This window comes from Bacillus toyonensis BCT-7112 (genome assembly GCF_000496285.1).
Classification (GTDB): Bacteria; Bacillota; Bacilli; order Bacillales; family Bacillaceae_G; genus Bacillus_A; species Bacillus_A toyonensis.
This window is the reverse complement of the sequence record NC_022781.1, coordinates 1053977-1072207: the sequence shown is the minus strand read 5'-3', so window position 1 is coordinate 1072207 and position 18231 is coordinate 1053977. Positions and strand designations below refer to the sequence as shown.

15 protein-coding genes and 2 pseudogenes are annotated in these 18231 nt (G+C 37.6%); all 17 read left to right on the top strand.

The genetic code is table 11. The features are described from left to right. Nucleotides 1-188 precede the first annotated feature (188 nt). The 17 genes and pseudogenes from sucC (at nucleotide 189) to rseP (ending at nucleotide 18125) form a co-directional block, all read left to right on the top strand. Nucleotides 189-1349 carry an ADP-forming succinate--CoA ligase subunit beta gene (sucC, locus tag BTOYO_RS05365; protein WP_001020779.1) on the top strand — a complete coding sequence of 387 codons (1161 nt, stop codon included), beginning with the start codon at nucleotides 189-191 and terminating at the stop codon, nucleotides 1347-1349. A gap of 19 nt (nucleotides 1350-1368) precedes the next feature. Continuing rightward, nucleotides 1369-2271 (top strand): succinate--CoA ligase subunit alpha, encoded by a 903-nt coding sequence (gene sucD, locus BTOYO_RS05360; RefSeq protein WP_000115185.1) that lies wholly within the window; start codon nucleotides 1369-1371, stop codon nucleotides 2269-2271. An 88-nt stretch (nucleotides 2272-2359) separates the two neighbouring features. Beyond that, nucleotides 2360-3229 (top strand): DNA-processing protein DprA, encoded by an 870-nt coding sequence (gene dprA / locus BTOYO_RS05355; protein WP_000818053.1) that lies wholly within the window; start codon nucleotides 2360-2362, stop codon nucleotides 3227-3229. 144 nt (nucleotides 3230-3373) lie between these two features. Beyond that, nucleotides 3374-5452, top strand: coding sequence for a type I DNA topoisomerase (gene topA / locus BTOYO_RS05350; protein ID WP_001286961.1), 2079 nt, complete (start codon nucleotides 3374-3376; stop codon nucleotides 5450-5452). 48 nt (nucleotides 5453-5500) lie between these two features. Then, nucleotides 5501-6805 carry an FADH(2)-oxidizing methylenetetrahydrofolate--tRNA-(uracil(54)-C(5))-methyltransferase TrmFO gene (gene trmFO / locus BTOYO_RS05345; protein WP_000212000.1) on the top strand — a complete coding sequence of 435 codons (1305 nt, stop codon included), beginning with the start codon at nucleotides 5501-5503 and terminating at the stop codon, nucleotides 6803-6805. A gap of 65 nt (nucleotides 6806-6870) precedes the next feature. Beyond that, nucleotides 6871-7769, top strand: a pseudogene (gene xerC / locus BTOYO_RS05340) (tyrosine recombinase XerC). 42 nt (nucleotides 7770-7811) lie between these two features. Continuing rightward, nucleotides 7812-8354 (top strand): ATP-dependent protease proteolytic subunit HslV, encoded by a 543-nt coding sequence (gene hslV, locus BTOYO_RS05335; RefSeq protein WP_000526274.1) that lies wholly within the window; start codon nucleotides 7812-7814, stop codon nucleotides 8352-8354. Nucleotides 8355-8376: 22 nt separating this feature from the next. Beyond that, nucleotides 8377-9767 (top strand): annotated as a pseudogene (gene hslU, locus BTOYO_RS05330) (ATP-dependent protease ATPase subunit HslU). A gap of 77 nt (nucleotides 9768-9844) precedes the next feature. Beyond that, on the top strand, nucleotides 9845-10624 hold the full coding sequence (gene codY / locus BTOYO_RS05325; RefSeq protein ID WP_000421291.1) for a GTP-sensing pleiotropic transcriptional regulator CodY: 780 nt from the start codon (nucleotides 9845-9847) through the stop codon (nucleotides 10622-10624). A 348-nt stretch (nucleotides 10625-10972) separates the two neighbouring features. Then, a complete protein-coding gene (rpsB, locus tag BTOYO_RS05320) occupies nucleotides 10973-11674 on the top strand; it encodes a 30S ribosomal protein S2 (protein WP_000111485.1) in 702 nt (233 codons plus the stop codon). Between the two features lie 103 nt (nucleotides 11675-11777). Next, nucleotides 11778-12665 (top strand): translation elongation factor Ts, encoded by an 888-nt coding sequence (gene tsf / locus BTOYO_RS05315; RefSeq protein ID WP_001018579.1) that lies wholly within the window; start codon nucleotides 11778-11780, stop codon nucleotides 12663-12665. A gap of 66 nt (nucleotides 12666-12731) precedes the next feature. Next, entirely contained in the window at nucleotides 12732-13454 is a 723-nt protein-coding gene (gene pyrH / locus BTOYO_RS05310; RefSeq protein WP_000042662.1) for a UMP kinase, read from the top strand. A 2-nt stretch (nucleotides 13455-13456) separates the two neighbouring features. Then, a complete protein-coding gene (gene frr, locus BTOYO_RS05305; RefSeq protein ID WP_000531505.1) occupies nucleotides 13457-14014 on the top strand; it encodes a ribosome recycling factor in 558 nt (185 codons plus the stop codon). A gap of 85 nt (nucleotides 14015-14099) precedes the next feature. Further along, nucleotides 14100-14876 carry an isoprenyl transferase gene (gene uppS, locus BTOYO_RS05300; protein ID WP_000971308.1) on the top strand — a complete coding sequence of 259 codons (777 nt, stop codon included), beginning with the start codon at nucleotides 14100-14102 and terminating at the stop codon, nucleotides 14874-14876. A 17-nt stretch (nucleotides 14877-14893) separates the two neighbouring features. Beyond that, nucleotides 14894-15685 carry a phosphatidate cytidylyltransferase gene (cdsA, locus tag BTOYO_RS05295; RefSeq protein WP_000813595.1) on the top strand — a complete coding sequence of 264 codons (792 nt, stop codon included), beginning with the start codon at nucleotides 14894-14896 and terminating at the stop codon, nucleotides 15683-15685. Between the two features lie 23 nt (nucleotides 15686-15708). Further along, complete coding sequence (gene dxr / locus BTOYO_RS05290; RefSeq protein ID WP_000790354.1) at nucleotides 15709-16851, top strand: 1-deoxy-D-xylulose-5-phosphate reductoisomerase; 1143 nt, start codon at nucleotides 15709-15711, stop codon at nucleotides 16849-16851. 17 nt (nucleotides 16852-16868) lie between these two features. Then, the gene (gene rseP / locus BTOYO_RS05285) at nucleotides 16869-18125 is read left to right on the top strand and encodes an RIP metalloprotease RseP (protein ID WP_001090232.1); all 1257 of its coding nucleotides are present in this window, start codon (nucleotides 16869-16871) and stop codon (nucleotides 18123-18125) included. The last annotated feature ends 106 nt before the right edge of the window (nucleotides 18126-18231 follow it).

Sequence of the window (18231 nt, the reverse complement as noted above, 5' to 3'; positions counted from 1 at the left end):
AATATACAGCTTATTTTTTTATTTTGGTATATGAACATTATTATTTTCGAAAAAGAATAAAGCGATTTCAGTTTTCTGACACTTTATTGTAGACAGCGTGCCAATCATCTTATACAATGGCAATGTAATGTTTTTTAAACATTAAAAAACTTTTCGAGTAAAACAGGAAAACAGGGGAGGATGGGACCATGAATATCCATGAGTACCAAGGTAAGGCAGTCCTTAAAAGCTATGGGGTTAGCGTTCCGAACGGGAAAGTTGCATTTACAGTAGAAGAAGCTGTAGAAGCAGCGAAAGAATTAGGAACGGATGTATGTGTAGTTAAAGCGCAAATTCACGCTGGTGGACGCGGCAAAGCTGGCGGTGTAAAAGTTGCGAAAAATTTAGAAGAAGTTCGTACATATGCAGAAAGCATTTTAGGGACTACACTTGTAACGCATCAAACAGGTCCTGAAGGTAAGGAAGTAAAACGCTTACTTATCGAAGAAGGTTGCGATATTAAGAAAGAATATTATGTAGGTCTAGTGTTAGATCGTGCAACTTCTCAAGTTGTTTTAATGGCATCTGAAGAAGGTGGAACAGAAATTGAAGAAGTAGCAGAAAAAACACCTGAAAAAATCTTTAAAGAATATATTGATCCAGCAGTAGGTTTACAAGGTTTCCAAGCGCGTCGAATCGCATTTAACATCAATATTCCAAAAGAGCTTGTAGGACAAGCTGTGAAGTTTATGATGGGCTTATATCGTGCGTTTATTGAAAAAGATTGCTCTATCGCTGAAATTAATCCACTTGTTACAACAGGTGACGGTAAAGTAATGGCGTTAGATGCAAAATTAAACTTTGATTCTAATGCATTATATCGTCATAAAGACATTTTAGAGCTTCGTGATCTTGATGAAGAAGATTCAAAAGAAGTTGAAGCATCTAAATATGACTTAAACTACATTCCTTTAGATGGAAATATCGGTTGTATGGTAAATGGTGCAGGTTTAGCGATGGCTACAATGGATATCATTAAACATTACCATGGTGACCCAGCTAACTTCTTAGATGTTGGTGGCGGTGCAACGGCTGAAAAAGTAACAGAAGCATTCAAAATTATCCTTTCTGACAAAAATGTAAAAGGTATCTTCGTTAACATTTTTGGTGGCATTATGAAGTGTGATGTTATCGCAGAAGGTGTTATTGAAGCAACGAAGCAAGTAGGTCTTGAATTACCTTTAGTTGTGCGTCTTGAAGGTACAAACGTAGAATTAGGTAAGAAAATTTTAAATGAGTCTGGCTTAAATATTGTTGCAGCAGAATCTATGGCAGACGGTGCACAGAAAATTGTTTCACTAGTGGGCTAATAGAAAGCGGGGGAGAAAAATGAGCGTATTAGTTAATAAAGATACAAAAGTTATTGTTCAAGGTATTACTGGTTCTCAAGGATTATTCCATACAAAACAAATGATTGAATACGGTACGAAAATTGTCGGTGGTGTAACACCTGGTAAAGGCGGCACTGATATTGAAGGTGTACCAGTATTTGATACAGTAGAAGATGCTGTGAAAGCAACAGGCGCAAACGCTTCAGTTGTATACGTTCCACCCGCTTTTGCTGCTGATGCAATTATGGAAGCAGTTGATGCGAAGATTGATTTAGTAGTATGTATTACTGAAGGAATTCCTGTATTAGATATGGTTAACGTAAAGAGATATATGGCTGGTAAACATACACGTTTACTTGGACCAAACTGCCCAGGTGTCATTACACCTGATGAATGTAAAATCGGTATTATGCCAGGATACATTCACAAAAAAGGTCATGTAGGTATCGTATCTCGTTCTGGTACATTAACATATGAAGCTGTACACCAGTTAACACAAGAAGGTATTGGCCAATCTACTGCTGTAGGTATCGGTGGGGACCCTGTTAACGGTACAGACTTTATTGATGCGTTAAAAGCATTTAATGAAGATGAAGAAACACATGCTGTAATTATGATTGGTGAAATCGGAGGTACGGCAGAAGAAGAAGCAGCTGAATGGGTAAAAGCTAATATGACAAAACCAGTTGTAGGCTTCATTGGTGGCCAAACAGCGCCTGAAGGCAAACGTATGGGTCATGCGGGGGCAATCATTTCTGGCGGCAAAGGAACTGCTGCTGAAAAGATTAAAACAATGGAAGCTTGTGGTATTAAAGTGGCTGAAACACCAGCTGTTATGGGTGAAACGTTAATCTCTGTTTTAAAAGAAAAGGGATTATTTGAAACTTGTAAAAACTATTAATCTTTTTGAAAGGCACCTTCTTATTTGAGGGTGTCTTTTTACAATTTTTCTGTTTACATAATAAAAATTATGGGTAAGGAGAATTAGGATGAAAAGAGAGCGATTATTACATCTTCATTACGTGTTAGCGGATCATTGGAAGGCGATGGAGAGGCTGCTATATGTCGATCCAGAATTGAAGGTAATATACAATTTTAACCAAAAACAAATGGAAAACTACACTGGAATATCCCCGAAAAAATCTGCAGAACTAGTACATTTCCTCCAAAATTCAAACCTTTTGCAATATATATCTTATTTAGAGAGAAATCAAATCTTTTATGTGACTATATGGGATGAAAATTACCCGCAATTATTACGTGAAATACAAGACCCTCCTTTTGTTTTATATGGAAAAGGAGAGAAGAATTTTCTAAATAAAGTAAATAAATTAGCGGTTGTTGGAACGAGAGAACCGTCGTTATACAGTCGTGAGAGTATGGAGTTTATTTTACATCCTTTATTAGAAAGAGAATGGCTTATTGTGAGCGGATTTGCAAAAGGGATAGATACAATATCTCATGAAGTTACAGTAAAGAAACATCGTCCGACTATTGCGATATTGGGACACGGATTATCTTATATGTATCCGAAAGAGAATAGACGTTTATATGAAAAGTGGGAGGAATATATATTGCTATTAACAGAGTATCCTCCGCACTATGCACCGAAAAAATGGTATTTTCCAAAAAGAAATCGAATTATTAGCGGGATAAGTAAAGGGGTTTTAGTTGTAGAAGCAAAATCAAGAAGTGGGTCACTTATTACGGCAGACCTTGCATTAGAGCAAAATAGAGAGGTATTTGCGCTTCCTGGACCAATATTTATTGATAGTGCATCGGGAACGAATCAGCTTATTCAACAAGGTGCAAAACTAGTACGAAATGCAGAGGATATCTTTGAAGAAATAATAAATTAACCTTATATTTTTATGTTTTTATTAAACAATTATTGACAAATGGTAGATTGGCACTGTATGGTATATTCATTCTTGATTGACAAAAACAAGAGAAATCAATAAGATTAATGAAGACTTGAATCCACCTCTTAAGGAGGCACTAGCATGTCAGATTACCTCGTAATCGTGGAGTCGCCTTCTAAGGCGAAGACCATTGAGAAATATTTAGGGAAAAAATACAAAGTCGTTGCGTCCATGGGACATGTTCGCGATTTACCTAAAAGCCAAATGGGGATAGAAGTAAAGAACAACTTCACCCCGAAGTATATTACCATTCGTGGTAAAGGTCCCGTTTTAAAAGATTTAAAATCAGCGGCAAAAAAAGCAAAGAAAGTCTATCTCGCGGCCGATCCAGACCGTGAAGGAGAAGCAATTGCTTGGCATTTAGCGAATACGTTAAATGTGGATGTTGAATCAGATTGTCGAGTTGTCTTCAATGAAATTACAAAAGATGCAATAAAAGAATCATTTAAACATCCTCGTGCAATTAATATGGATTTAGTAGATGCACAACAAGCAAGACGTATACTTGATCGTCTAGTTGGTTACAATATTAGTCCTTTATTATGGAAGAAAGTAAAAAAAGGATTAAGTGCAGGTCGTGTACAATCTGTAGCAGTTCGTTTAATTATCGAACGTGAAAGGGAGATTCAAAACTTTGAGCCTGAAGAATTCTGGACAATTAAAACAGAGTTTGTAAAAGGGAAAGATACATTTGAAGCAAGCTTTTACGGTGTAGATGGTGAAAAGGTTCAATTAACGAATGAAACGCAAGTGAATGAAATAATTGAACAGATGAAAGATAATGCGTTTTCAGTTGAAAATGTAACGAGAAAAGAGCGAAAACGTAATCCCGCTTTACCGTTTACAACATCTTCCTTGCAACAAGAAGCAGCACGTAAGTTAAATATGCGAGCAAAGAAAACAATGATGCTTGCACAGCAACTGTATGAAGGGATAGATCTTGGGAAACAAGGGACTGTGGGTCTTATAACGTATATGAGAACTGACTCAACGCGTATCTCAGAAACAGCTCAAACAGAGGCTCGTACTTACATTACTGAGGCGTATGGTGCGGAATACATAGGAACAGAGAAGAAGAAAGAAACGAAAAAATCAAATGCACAAGATGCGCATGAGGCAATTCGTCCTACTTCGGTAATGAGAAAGCCAGAGGAACTAAAAAGTTTCTTAGGTCGTGACCAACTTCGGTTGTATAAATTGATTTGGGAGCGATTTGTTGCAAGTCAAATGGCGTCTGCTATAATGGATACTGTTACAGCGAAACTCATTAATAACAATGTTCAGTTCCGTGCAAGTGGCTCGGTTGTAAAGTTCCCGGGGTTTATGAAAGTGTATGTTGAGTCAAAAGATGATGGTGCGGAAGAAAAGGATAAGATGTTGCCACCGTTAGAAGTGGGAGAAACGGTATTTTCAAAAGATATAGAGCCGAAACAACACTATACCCAACCACCGCCACGTTATACAGAGGCTCGTTTAGTAAGAACACTTGAAGAACTTGGGATTGGAAGACCATCCACTTATGTGCCGACACTTGAAACAATTCAAAAACGCGGTTATGTTGCTTTAGATAATAAACGTTTCGTTCCAACTGAATTGGGTGGAATAGTAATCGAACTTATTTTAGAGTTTTTCCCAGAAATTATTAACATTGAATTCACAGCTAACATGGAGCAAAGCCTTGATGAAGTGGAAGAAGGAAATGCGAATTGGGTGAAAATTGTTGATGATTTCTACGTAGGATTTGAACCGCGCTTAGAAAAAGCGGAAAAAGAAATGCGTGAAGTGGAAATTAAAGATGAACCAGCTGGGGAAGACTGTGAATTATGTGGTCATCCAATGGTCTTTAAAATGGGGAAATATGGGAAGTTTATGGCTTGCTCGAATTTCCCTGATTGTCGTAATACAAAACCGATTGTGAAAGAAATCGGTGTAATTTGTCCGAAGTGTGAAGAAGGACAAATTATTGAACGTCGTAGTAACAAAAAGAAACGTCTTTTCTACGGATGCGGTACGTATCCAGAATGCGACTTTGTATCTTGGGATAAGCCGATTGGCCGTAAATGTCCGAAGTGTGAAGGGATGCTTGTAGAGAAGAAGTTGAAAAAAGGCGTGCAAGTACAATGTATTTCGTGTGATTATGAAGAAGAACAACAAATGTGAGCGTAACTGCTCACATTTTTTTCGGGAAGAAAAGGAAAGGTGATATATATGACAACACAAGTAGTAAACGTCATTGGCGCAGGTCTTGCAGGAAGTGAAGCAGCTTACCAAATTGCAAAACGTGGTGTCCAAGTAAAATTATATGAAATGAGACCAGTAAGGCAAACGCCAGCTCATCACACAGATAAGTTTGCTGAATTAGTGTGCAGTAACTCATTACGTGCAAACACATTAACAAATGCCGTTGGAGTTATTAAAGAAGAAATGCGTTTAATGGATTCTGTCATTATTCGTGCAGCTGATGAGTGCTCTGTGCCAGCTGGAGGAGCTTTAGCAGTTGACCGTCATGAGTTTGCAGCTAAAGTGACTGAATACGTAAAGAATCATCCGAATGTAACTGTAGTGAATGAAGAGCTTACTGAAATTCCAGAAGGACCAACAATTATTGCAACAGGTCCACTTACATCTCCTGATCTTGCTGCACAATTAAAAGAACTAACAGGTGAAGATTATTTCTATTTCTACGATGCAGCAGCACCAATCGTTGAAAAAGACAGCATTGATATGAACAAAGTATATTTAAAGTCTCGTTATGATAAAGGAGAAGCGGCATATTTAAACTGTCCTATGACAGAAGAAGAATTTGATCGTTTTTATGAGGCTTTAATTGCTGCTGAGACAGTACCTTTAAAAGAATTTGAAAAGGAAATTTTCTTTGAAGGTTGTATGCCAGTGGAAGTTATGGCAAGCAGAGGAAGACAGACGCTAGTATTTGGACCAATGAAACCTGTTGGATTAGAAGATCCGAAAACAGGGAAAACGCCATATGCTGTTGTTCAGTTACGTCAAGATGATGCAGCGGGAACGTTATACAATATCGTAGGTTTCCAAACGCATTTAAAGTGGGGACCACAAAAAGAAGTGTTACAGTTAATTCCAGGACTGGAGAACGCAGAAATTGTACGCTACGGTGTAATGCATCGTAATACGTTTATTAATTCGCCTAATTTACTTCGTCCGACGTATCAATATAAACAACGTGATGATTTATTCTTTGCTGGTCAAATGACTGGAGTAGAGGGATATGTTGAATCGGCGGCATCAGGGTTATTAGCAGGTATTAACGCTGCTCGACTTGTAAAAGGCGAAGAGCCAGTTGTATTACCACCTGTAACTGCAATGGGAAGTATGGCAAATTATATTACTGCGACAAATGCGAAAAACTTCCAGCCTATGAATGCAAACTTCGGTCTATTTGCACCGTTAGAGAAGAAGATCAAAAAGAAGGCAGAACGAAATGAAGCGTATGCTACACGTGCTTTAGAAACAATTCAAAATTTTGTAAATATTTAGTTAAATTTCTTGCAAAGGCTACTAAGTTGTGATACGATTTAGTAGCCTTTATTGAGGTGAGTTATGTGAATGTGAAGAAATTGTTACAATTATTCGTTGGATATTTACAAATTGAAAGAAATTATTCAAAATATACAATTGCAAGTTATCAAAATGATTTAGAACATTTTGTGCAATTTATGGAGCGAGAAGGCATATCCTCTTTTTTAGATGTTACATACGCGGATGTTCGTTTGTACTTAACGACGTTGCACGATGAAAAGTTAGCCCGTAAATCTGTCGCAAGAAAAGTGTCAAGCTTACGAAGTTTATATCGTTTTTTAATGCGTGAAGGTTATCGGAAAGATAACCCGTTTGCACTTGCGTCACTCCCCAAAAAAGAATTGTCAATCCCAAAGTTTTTATATGCTGAAGAATTAGAGGAATTATTTGAAGTTTCTGATATGGAAACGCCGCTAGGTCAAAGGAATCAAGCTTTATTAGAGTTGATGTATGCGACGGGGATCCGTGTGAGTGAATGTGTCAACCTACAACTTACCGATATTGACTTTGCAGTGGGAACAATTTTAGTGATGGGAAAAGGAAAAAACAAAGGTATATTCCGTTCGGAAGTTATGCACAAGATGCTTTAATTACTTATATGGAGAACGGGAGAAAACAGTTAGCTAACAAGACTGAAGAACAATCTCATATGGTATTTTTAAATGCGAAAGGTACGCCGCTAACAAGTCGTGGTGTGCGCTATGTATTAAACGAACTCATTAAGAAGGCTTCATTGACAATGCGGATAAGTCCCCATATGTTAAGGCATACATTTGCTACACACATGTTAGATGAAGGGGCAGATTTACGTACTGTACAGGAGCTGTTAGGTCATGAAAATTTGTCGACGACACAAATTTATACGCATGTCTCTAAAGAAAGATTGCGTTCTGTTTACATGAAGCATCACCCGCGGGCATAAATTGCTTTTAAAGCTATAAAAACATATAAAGGAGTTTTTTCTATGGGAAATTTCCACGCTACAACGATATTTGCAGTTCATCATAATGGAGAATGTGCAATGGCTGGAGATGGCCAGGTAACGATGGGGAATGCTGTTGTAATGAAACATACAGCTCGTAAAGTTCGTAGACTTTTCCAAGGGAAAGTTTTAGCTGGTTTTGCAGGTTCAGTTGCGGACGCATTTACTCTTTTTGAAATGTTTGAAGGGAAATTAGAAGAGTATAACGGGAACTTGCAGCGTGCTGCAGTTGAAATGGCGAAACAATGGCGTGGGGATAAAATGCTGCGTCAGTTAGAAGCGATGCTCATTGTCATGGATAAAACAACTATGCTCCTTGTTTCGGGCACAGGAGAAGTAATTGAACCGGATGATGGTATTTTAGCAATTGGATCTGGTGGAAATTATGCACTTTCTGCAGGTCGTGCTTTAAAACAATATGCAAGTGAACATTTAACTGCGAAGCAGATTGCGAAAGCGAGTCTAGAAATTGCAGGCGATATTTGTGTTTATACGAACCACAACATAATTGTTGAAGAATTGTAGAATCGTAAGGGAGGCATTTTATATGCATTTACATTTTACTCCGCGCCAAATTGTGGAAAAATTAGATCAATACATCATCGGTCAAAAAGATGCAAAGAAAGCGGTTGCTGTAGCTTTAAGAAATCGATATCGTCGCAGTAAACTAGCTGAAAATTTACGTGATGAAATTGCACCTAAAAATATTTTAATGATTGGACCGACAGGTGTTGGTAAAACAGAGGTAGCACGACGAATGGCGAAACTCGTTGGAGCACCTTTTATTAAGGTTGAAGCTACTAAATTCACAGAAGTTGGATATGTAGGTAGAGATGTAGAGTCGATGGTACGTGACCTTGTGGAAACGTCAGTACGCATCGTGAAAGAAGAAATGGTAGTTAAAGTTCAAGATAAAGCAGAAGAGCAAGCGAACCAACGTCTTGTTGAAATTTTAGTGCCAAGTCCGGAGAAGCAATCTGGATTTAAAAATCCATTAGAAATGCTTTTTGGCGGTGCTCAAAATTCGAATCAAACATCCGATGAGCAAGAAGATGTTGAAATCGAAAAGAAACGTCAAGACGTGGAAAGAAAGCTTGCTGCAGGACTTCTTGAAGATGAAATTGTATCGATTGAAGTGACTGAGCAACAGTCTTCAATGTTTGATATGTTACAAGGAACTGGTATGGAACAAATGGGAATGAATTTCCAAGATGCATTAGGAAGTTTTATGCCGAAAAAAACGAAAAACGTAAACTTTCTGTAAAAGAAGCAAGAAAACTCTTGACAAATGAGGAAGCACAGCGCTTAATTGATATGGATGAAGTTACACAAGAGGCTGTTTATCGTGCTGAACAGCTCGGGATTATTTTTATCGATGAAATTGACAAAATTGCTGGTAAGCAGTCGAATAGCGTAGATGTATCACGTGAAGGTGTGCAACGTGACATTTTACCAATTGTAGAAGGATCGAATGTTGCGACAAAATACGGATCAGTAAAAACGGATTATATTTTATTCGTTGCAGCTGGAGCGTTTCATATGTCTAAACCGTCGGATTTAATTCCGGAATTGCAAGGGAGATTTCCGATTCGAGTAGAATTAACAAAATTATCGACAGATGATTTTGTTAAAATATTAATCGAGCCTGACAATGCGTTAATTAAACAGTATATGGCATTATTAGCGACTGAAGGTATAGAAATTGAATTTTCAGACGAAGCTATTCGTAAGATTGCTGAGATTGCTTATCAAGTTAATCAGGATACAGATAATATTGGAGCCAGAAGACTCCATACGATTATGGAGAAGCTCCTTGAAGATTTATCGTTTGAAGCATCTGAAATTACGTTAGAGAAAATAACGATAACACCTCAATACGTTGAGGAGAAATTAGCAACAATTGCTAAAAATAAAGATGTGAGCCAGTTTATTTTGTAATAGTGTCATCAGGTGACTCGCCCTAGTTTCCAAGTGATGAAAAAATATGTGAGTAACATGTAGGAGGAACTTTTGAAATGGAATTATTAGCAAAAACAAGAAAATTAAATGCGTTATTACAGAGCGCAGCAGGAAAGCCTGTAAACTTTAGAGAAATGTCTGATACAATGTGTGAAGTAATCGAAGCGAACGTATTCGTAGTAAGTCGTCGTGGTAAATTACTAGGTTATGCAATTCACCAACAAATCGAGAACGAGCGTATGAAACAAATGCTTGCAGAGCGTCAATTCCCAGAAGAATATACGCAAAGCTTATTCAATGTAACGGAAACATCTTCAAACTTAGATGTAAACAGTGCTTACACAGCATTCCCAGTAGAAAATAGAGAATTATTCGGTCAAGGTTTAACTACAATCGTACCAATCGTTGGTGGCGGTGAGCGTCTAGGTACATTAGTGTTAGCTCGTCTTGGTCAAGAGTTCTTAGATGATGATTTAATCCTTGCTGAATACAGTTCAACTGTAGTAGGTATGGAAATCTTACGTGAAAAAGCAGAAGAAATCGAAGAGGAAGCACGTAGTAAAGCTGTTGTTCAAATGGCGATTAGCTCATTATCTTACAGTGAGTTAGAAGCAATTGAGCACATTTTCGAAGAGTTAAACGGAACAGAAGGTCTACTTGTTGCAAGTAAAATTGCTGATCGTGTAGGAATCACTCGTTCTGTGATTGTAAATGCACTACGTAAATTAGAAAGTGCTGGTGTAATCGAGTCTCGTTCTTTAGGTATGAAAGGAACATACATTAAAGTATTAAACGACAAATTTTTACATGAACTTGCTAAATTAAAAACAAACTAATTTATAAAAACTCTCCTCAAATGAGGAGAGTTTTTTTGTATATAAGAGATTGATGTTGTTTGTGAAAAGCGCCATAATCGTGTTCTTTGGAAAACTATGAATTGAATTTTATTTTTTCGCTTAAAAGAAATACAGGTTGGTAATACTAGAATTCGAGTGTGAATAAAGAAAGTTTTACATTGTTCGCATTTTCGACTTGATTGTAATATTTCAGTATGATATAGTAAGCAGTGGTGTCAGTACAAAGTACACACGTTTACTGATTTAAGTGTTGGTGCTACGGTTGTAGTTTCGCTTAGAGATGAAGTAAACGGAGGATATCAAAAACCATTTAGGAGGAACTATATTATGTCAGTAATTTCTATGAAGCAATTGCTTGAAGCTGGTGTTCATTTCGGACATCAAACACGTCGTTGGAACCCAAAAATGAAGCGTTACATTTTCACAGAGCGTAACGGTATCTACATCATCGACTTACAAAAAACTGTGAAAAAAGTTGAGGAAGCTTACAGAACGATGCGCGACATCGCTGCTGAAGGCGGAGACATTTTATTCGTAGGTACTAAAAAACAAGCACAAGAAGCTATTAAAGAAGAAGCAACTCGTGCTGGTATGTACTTCGTTAACCAACGTTGGTTAGGTGGAACTTTAACAAACTTCCAAACAATCCAAAAGCGTATCAAGCGCCTTAAAGACATCGAAAGAATGCAAGAAGATGGTACTTTCGAAGTACTTCCTAAGAAAGAAGTTGTTCAACTTAAAAAAGAGTTAGAGCGTCTTGAGAAATTCTTAGGCGGTATTAAAGATATGAAAGGTCTTCCAAGTGCATTATTCGTAGTAGACCCTCGTAAAGAGCGTATTGCAGTTGCTGAAGCACGCAAATTACACATTCCAATCATCGGTATCGTTGATACAAACTGTGATCCAGACGAAATCGATCACGTTATCCCAGCAAACGATGATGCAATTCGTGCTGTAAAACTTCTTACATCTAAAATGGCAGACGCGATCCTTGAAGCAAAACAAGGTGAAGAAACTGTTACTGCGTAACAAATTTGGAAAGGTGATAAGGGGTTCGGCCTTTTATCACCTTTTTTAAGGTATAAAAACCTTTTTAAAAGGTATAAATACATATTTTAGGAGGATGAAAAACATGGCAATCACTGCACAAATGGTAAAAGAACTTCGTGAAAAAACAGGCGCAGGTATGATGGACTGCAAAAAGGCTTTAACTGAAACAAACGGCGACATGGAGAAAGCAATTGACTTCTTACGTGAAAAAGGTATTGCGAAAGCTGCTAAAAAAGCTGACCGCATCGCTGCTGAAGGTTTAACTTTCATCGAAACAAACGGTAACGACGGTTTAATCTTAGAATTAAACTCTGAAACTGATTTTGTTGCGAAAAACGAAGGTTTCCAAGCTTTAATTAAAGAATTAGCTGCTCACTTATTAGCTAACAAACCAGCTAACGTTGAAGAAGCTATGGCTCAAACAATTGAAGGCGGTAAAACAGTAGAAGAGCACATCAATGAAGCAATTGCTAAAATTGGTGAAAAACTTACACTTCGTCGTTTCGAAATCGTATCAAAAACGGATGCTGATGCATTCGGCGCTTACCTACACATGGGTGGACGTATTGGTGTATTAACAGTTCTTGAAGGTTCTACTGACGAAGCAGCTGCTAAAGATGTAGCAATGCACATTGCAGCAGTTAACCCTAAATACATTGACCGTGATGCTGTAACAGCTGAAGAAGTTGAGCATGAGCGTCAAGTATTAACACAACAAGCTTTAAACGAAGGCAAGCCTGAAAAAATCGTTGCAAAAATGGTAGAAGGCCGTCTTGGCAAATTCTTCGAAGAAATTTGCTTACTTGACCAAGCATTCGTTAAAAACCCTGATATGAAAGTTCGTCAATTCGTTGAGTCTAAAGGCGGAACATTAAAAGGATTCGTTCGCTACGCTGTTGGTGAAGGTATCGAAAAACGCGAAGACAACTTTGCTGAAGAAGTAATGAACCAAGTAAAAGGTAACAACTAATACAGATTAGGGAACACATTGTGTTCCCTTTTTTAAAATAAAGATGTAAGCAATTGGAGGTTCATTATGAGTAAACCGAAATATAATCGTGTCGTTTTAAAGCTGAGCGGAGAAGCTTTAGCTGGCGAGCAAGGATTTGGAATTAACCCAGCTGTTATCAAGTCAGTTGCGGAACAAGTGAAAGAAATTGCAGAACTTGATGTAGAGGTTGCTGTTGTTGTTGGTGGCGGTAACATTTGGCGTGGGAAAATTGGAAGCGAAATGGGCATGGATCGTGCAGGAGCAGATTACATGGGCATGTTAGCGACAGTTATGAATTCACTAGCTCTTCAAGATAGTTTAGAGAATATTGGAATTCAAACTCGCGTTCAAACTTCAATTGAGATGCGTCAAGTGGCAGAGCCTTACATTCGTCGTAAAGCAATTCGTCACTTAGAGAAAAAACGTGTTGTTATCTTTGCCGCAGGTACTGGTAACCCATACTTCTCTACAGATACGACAGCAGCATTACGTGCAGCGGAAATCGAAGCGGACGTTATTTTAATGGCGAAAAATAATGTGGATGGCGTATATAGTGCAGATCCATCTATTGATCCAACTGCTACGAAGTACGAAACGCTTACTTACTTAGATGTATTAAAAGAAGGTTTAGGTGTAATGGATTCTACAGCTTCTTCTCTATGTATGGATAATGATATTCCATTAATTGTATTCTCGGTTATGGAAAAAGGTAATATTAAACGTGCCGTTTTAGGCGAAAATATCGGAACAGTCGTAAGGGGGAAATAATTATGGGACAACAAGTATTGAAGTCTTCAAATGAAAAAATGGAAAAAGCAGTTGCTGCTTATTCTCGTGAATTAGCAACAGTTCGCGCTGGTCGTGCAAGCTCGTCTGTATTAGATAAGGTACAAGTTGATTACTATGGTGCACCAACACCAGTTGTGCAATTAGCGAACATTACAGTTCCAGAAGCACGTTTGCTTGTAATTCAACCGTATGATAAAACTTCTATCGGTGATATTGAAAAAGCAATTTTAAAAGCAGATTTAGGCTTAAACCCTTCTAATGACGGAACTGTAATTCGTATTGCATTCCCTGCATTAACAGAAGAGCGTCGTCGTGATCTTGTAAAAGTTGTGAAAAAATATGCTGAAGAAGCAAAAGTTGCGGTTCGTAACGTACGTCGTGACGGTAACGATGATCTTAAGAAGCTTGAAAAAGCTGGCGAGATTACGGAAGATGATTTAAGAGGATATACTGAAGATATCCAAAAAGAAACAGATAAATATATTGCAAAAGTTGACGAAATCGCAAAAAACAAAGAAAAAGAAATCATGGAAGTGTAATAGCGATAACTTCGCAAATATGACCCTCTTCTTAAGGGGGTCTTTTTACACTTTTAGGCATATGTCTGCTTGCTGGAGGGTATGAATGATGTTTAAAAACTTTCCTTTTTTTAAAAGTAAAAAGGACGCATCGTTTGATCATCTCGTTGAAGAAGTGAAAAAAGGGTATATACCAGAACATATTGCCATCATTATGGATGGTAATGGAAGATGGGCAAAGAGGAGAGCTATGCCTCGTATTGCGGGACATCATGAAGGTATGCAAGTTGTAAAGAAAATCACAAAATTTGCAAGTAAGCTTAATGTGAAAGTGTTAACTCTTTATGCTTTTTCAACTGAGAACTGGAAAAGACCGAAAAAGGAAGTTGACTATTTAATGAGGCTTCCAGAAGAATTTCTAGGTACATTTTTACCAGAATTGATTGAAGAAAACGTACAAGTCCGAGTAATAGGGCAAAAAGATCGTCTTCCTACGCATACACGCAGAGCGATGGAAAAAGCCATGGAAGATACGCAAGAGAATACGGGATTAATTCTCAATTTCGCGTTAAACTATGGAAGTCGAGATGAAATCGTTTCTGCTGTGCAACATATGATGAAAGATAGTGAGGAAGGAAAAATTCGTGCTGAAGAGATAAGTGAAGAAATGATTTCTTCCTACTTAATGACGGGTTCTTTACCTGATCCAGAGTTGTTAATTCGTACAAGCGGAGAGCTACGTATTAGTAATTTCATGTTATGGCAAATTGCATATTCGGAATTTTGGTTTACGGATGTGTATTGGCCAGACTTTACGGAAGAACATTTGCTTAGTGCGATTACAGACTTTCAACATAGAGGGCGCAGATTCGGAGGCGTGTAGAAAGAGAGGGTTTGGTAGTGAAACAGAGAATTATTACTGGAGTGGTTGCTGCCGCGCTATTCATTCCCATCGTAATTTACGGTGGCGTGCCTTTTACGGTTTTAGTGTATGCACTTGCTTCTATAGGTTTATATGAGTTAATTCGAATGAATAAGCTTACGCTTATTTCAGTACCAACAGTTTTAGCTGCGGTATTATTATGGACTATTTTAGTTCCAAGTAGTGCATCAGAACTATTTAGGTGGATTGGATTAGGTAAATTAGAAATTACGTTTGTGATTGTTTTATTACTTTTATCATATACAGTCCTTTCTAAGAATACATTTACTTTTGATAATGCTTCATTTTTACTTATGGCAACAACATATGTTGCAATGGGATTCTTATATCTGAATGAAACGAGAATATTAGGAATTAAATATGTGTTTTGCGCATTATTTGTTATATGGGCTACTGATTCAGGTGCATATTTCGTAGGAAAAGCATTAGGAAAAAGAAAATTATGGCCAGAAATTAGTCCAAATAAAACGATTGAAGGTTCAGTAGGTGGCATCGTTTGTGGAATTATTGTGGCACTTGTATACAACGTGTTCTTCCCAGTTGAATCGAATGTAGTAATTTTAATTGTGCTGACAATTATCATTTCTATTTTTGGACAAATTGGTGATTTAGTACAATCTGCATTTAAACGTCATTATGGCGTAAAAGATTCAGGTACAATTTTACCTGGACATGGTGGTATATTAGATCGAACAGATAGTTGGTTATTTGTGTTACCAATTCTCTACTTCTTATTGCAATACAATTAATAAATGAACGAGGGGTTGGAGTCATGAAAAACATTAGTTTATTAGGTGCAAGCGGATCAATTGGTACACAAACTTTAGATGTGTTACGCTCGCACCCAGACCAATTCCGTCTCGTTGCTTTTTCTGTAGGGAAAAATATTGACTACGCAGTAAAAGTAATTCAAGAATTTTCTCCGCAAATCGTTTCTGTGCAAAGAGCAGAAGATGTTATAAAATTACAAGCTGTTTCTGGTAATACAAAAGTTGTGTATGGTAGTGAAGGTCTTTTAGAAGTAGCATTACATCCAGATGCGGAGATTTTAGTAAATGCCGTTGTAGGTAGCGTAGGGTTGTTACCAACACTTCGTGCAATTGAGGCGAAAAAAACAATTGGAATTGCAAATAAAGAAACGTTAGTAACTGCAGGGCATCTAGTAATGGAAGCGGCGCGAAAACATAATGTTTCGTTACTTCCGGTAGATAGTGAACATTCAGCTATTTTTCAATGCTTGAATGGTGAAAATGAAAAAAGAATTTCTCGACTCATTATAACGGCTTCTGGTGGAAGTTTCCGTGATAAAACGAGAGATGAATTGCATCATGTGACCGTAGAAGATGCGCTTCGACATCCAAACTGGTCAATGGGTTCGAAAATTACAATTGATTCTGCTACAATGATGAATAAGGGACTAGAAGTAATTGAAGCACATTGGCTTTTTGGTATCCCTTATGAGCAAATTGATGTTGTTTTACATAAAGAAAGTATTATTCATTCTATGGTTGAATTTGAAGATCGTAGTGTAATGGCGCAGCTTGGCTCACCTGATATGCGAGTACCAATTCAATACGCGCTTACATATCCTGATAGATTACCTCTTTCAGATACAAAACAGTTAAACTTATGGGAAATGGGAACATTGCATTTTGAAAAAATGAACCAAGAACGTTTCCGTTGTCTACGTTTTGCGTATGAGGCTGGGAAAACAGGTGGAAGTATGCCAGCTGTAATGAACGCTGCAAATGAAGTAGCTGTTGAAGCTTTTTTACAAAAGAGAATTGGTTTCTTAACAGTGGAAGACCTCATTGAAAAAGCAATGAACCATCACAATGTCATTGCACGTCCGAGCTTAGAGGAAATTCTGGAAATTGATGCAGCCACAAGACGGTTTGTGATGGAACAAATTTAGCAAAGGTGGTTATGGAATTGAATACAGCGATTGCCTTTATATTAATTTTCGGTGCACTCGTATTTTTCCATGAGCTAGGGCATCTATATTTCGCGAAAAGAGCAGGCATTTTATGCCGCGAGTTTGCGATTGGTTTTGGTCCGAAAATATTCTCATTTGAAAAGAATGAAACGGTGTATACGATTCGATTACTGCCCCTTGGTGGCTATGTAAGAATGGCTGGCGAGGATGCGGACACAGTTGAGTTAAAGCCAGGGAAAAAGGTTGGCCTTGTGCTAAATGAAAAAGACGAAGCTGTGAAATTAGTTTTTGATGGATATGAAAAATATCCAAATGTTCGTGTTATTGAAGTCGAACAAGCCGATTTAGAGCATAATCTAACGATTTCAGGCTATGAAGAGTATGAGGAAGAGCTTCAAACATTCCGAGTGAATGAAAAGGCTCGTATCATTACTGCTGGAGAAGAAATTCAAATTGCTCCGTATAACAGGCAATTTGGCTCTAAAAAATTGGGTCAACGTGCTTTAACAATCTTTGCGGGTCCTGCAATGAACTTCATTTTAGCATTTGTTATTTTTGTGATTCTTGGATTTGTACAAGGGGTTCCCATTGACAAACCAATGGTCGGAAAAATAATGGAAAATAGTGCAGCGCAGCAAGCTGGATTAAAAGAAAACGATACAATTCAAGCAATTGATGGGAAAAGTACAAGTACATGGAAAGATGTTGTTGCCATTGTACGTGAAAACCCGAATAAAGAAATTACGTTACAAGTAAAGCGTGATAATGAACAGCTTAATGTAAAAGTAACTCCAACACTCGATAAAGAAGGTAAAGAAGAAGTTGGTAGAATTGGTGTTTACTCTCCTGTAGAGAAAACAGTGATGGGTTCGATTAAATCAGGATTTGAACAAACGTACGAATGGACGAAACTAATTTTTGAGTCTCTTGTGAAATTAGTAACTGGTCAATTTTCTATTAATGAGTTGTCAGGTCCAGTAGGAATTTACAATCTAACAGATCAAGTCGTAGATTATGGATTTACGCGTGTGCTAAGTTTAGCGGCAGTTTTAAGTATAAACCTTGGTTTATTTAATCTATTACCAGTCCCTGCTTTAGACGGTGGACGTTTATTCTTCTTCTTAATCGAAGCGTTACGAGGAAAACCGATTGACCGTCAAAAAGAAGGAATGGTCCACTTTATTGGTTTTGCATTATTAATGTTACTAATGTTAGTTGTAACATGGAATGACATTCGTAAGTTTTTCTTGTAAAATAAAGTGAAACTTATAATGAAATAGAGCTCGTAGAATAAAATCCCTCACCTAACCCGAGGTGAGGGGTTTTACTGCGTGTAAGAGTAAAATGAAGAGGTGCGAA

What these genes read in the sequence shown, in the direction of transcription:
- sucC (WP_001020779.1), top strand. Translation starts at nt 189, where the DNA reads ATGAATATCCATGAGTACCAAGGTAAGGCAGTCCTTAAAAGCTATGGG.
- sucD (WP_000115185.1), top strand. Translation starts at nt 1,369, where the DNA reads ATGAGCGTATTAGTTAATAAAGATACAAAAGTTATTGTTCAAGGTATT.
- dprA (WP_000818053.1), top strand. Translation starts at nt 2,360, where the DNA reads ATGAAAAGAGAGCGATTATTACATCTTCATTACGTGTTAGCGGATCAT.
- topA (WP_001286961.1), top strand. Translation starts at nt 3,374, where the DNA reads ATGTCAGATTACCTCGTAATCGTGGAGTCGCCTTCTAAGGCGAAGACC.
- trmFO (WP_000212000.1), top strand. Translation starts at nt 5,501, where the DNA reads ATGACAACACAAGTAGTAAACGTCATTGGCGCAGGTCTTGCAGGAAGT.
- hslV (WP_000526274.1), top strand. Translation starts at nt 7,812, where the DNA reads ATGGGAAATTTCCACGCTACAACGATATTTGCAGTTCATCATAATGGA.
- codY (WP_000421291.1), top strand. Translation starts at nt 9,845, where the DNA reads ATGGAATTATTAGCAAAAACAAGAAAATTAAATGCGTTATTACAGAGC.
- rpsB (WP_000111485.1), top strand. Translation starts at nt 10,973, where the DNA reads ATGTCAGTAATTTCTATGAAGCAATTGCTTGAAGCTGGTGTTCATTTC.
- tsf (WP_001018579.1), top strand. Translation starts at nt 11,778, where the DNA reads ATGGCAATCACTGCACAAATGGTAAAAGAACTTCGTGAAAAAACAGGC.
- pyrH (WP_000042662.1), top strand. Translation starts at nt 12,732, where the DNA reads ATGAGTAAACCGAAATATAATCGTGTCGTTTTAAAGCTGAGCGGAGAA.
- frr (WP_000531505.1), top strand. Translation starts at nt 13,457, where the DNA reads ATGGGACAACAAGTATTGAAGTCTTCAAATGAAAAAATGGAAAAAGCA.
- uppS (WP_000971308.1), top strand. Translation starts at nt 14,100, where the DNA reads ATGATGTTTAAAAACTTTCCTTTTTTTAAAAGTAAAAAGGACGCATCG.
- dxr (WP_000790354.1), top strand. Translation starts at nt 15,709, where the DNA reads ATGAAAAACATTAGTTTATTAGGTGCAAGCGGATCAATTGGTACACAA.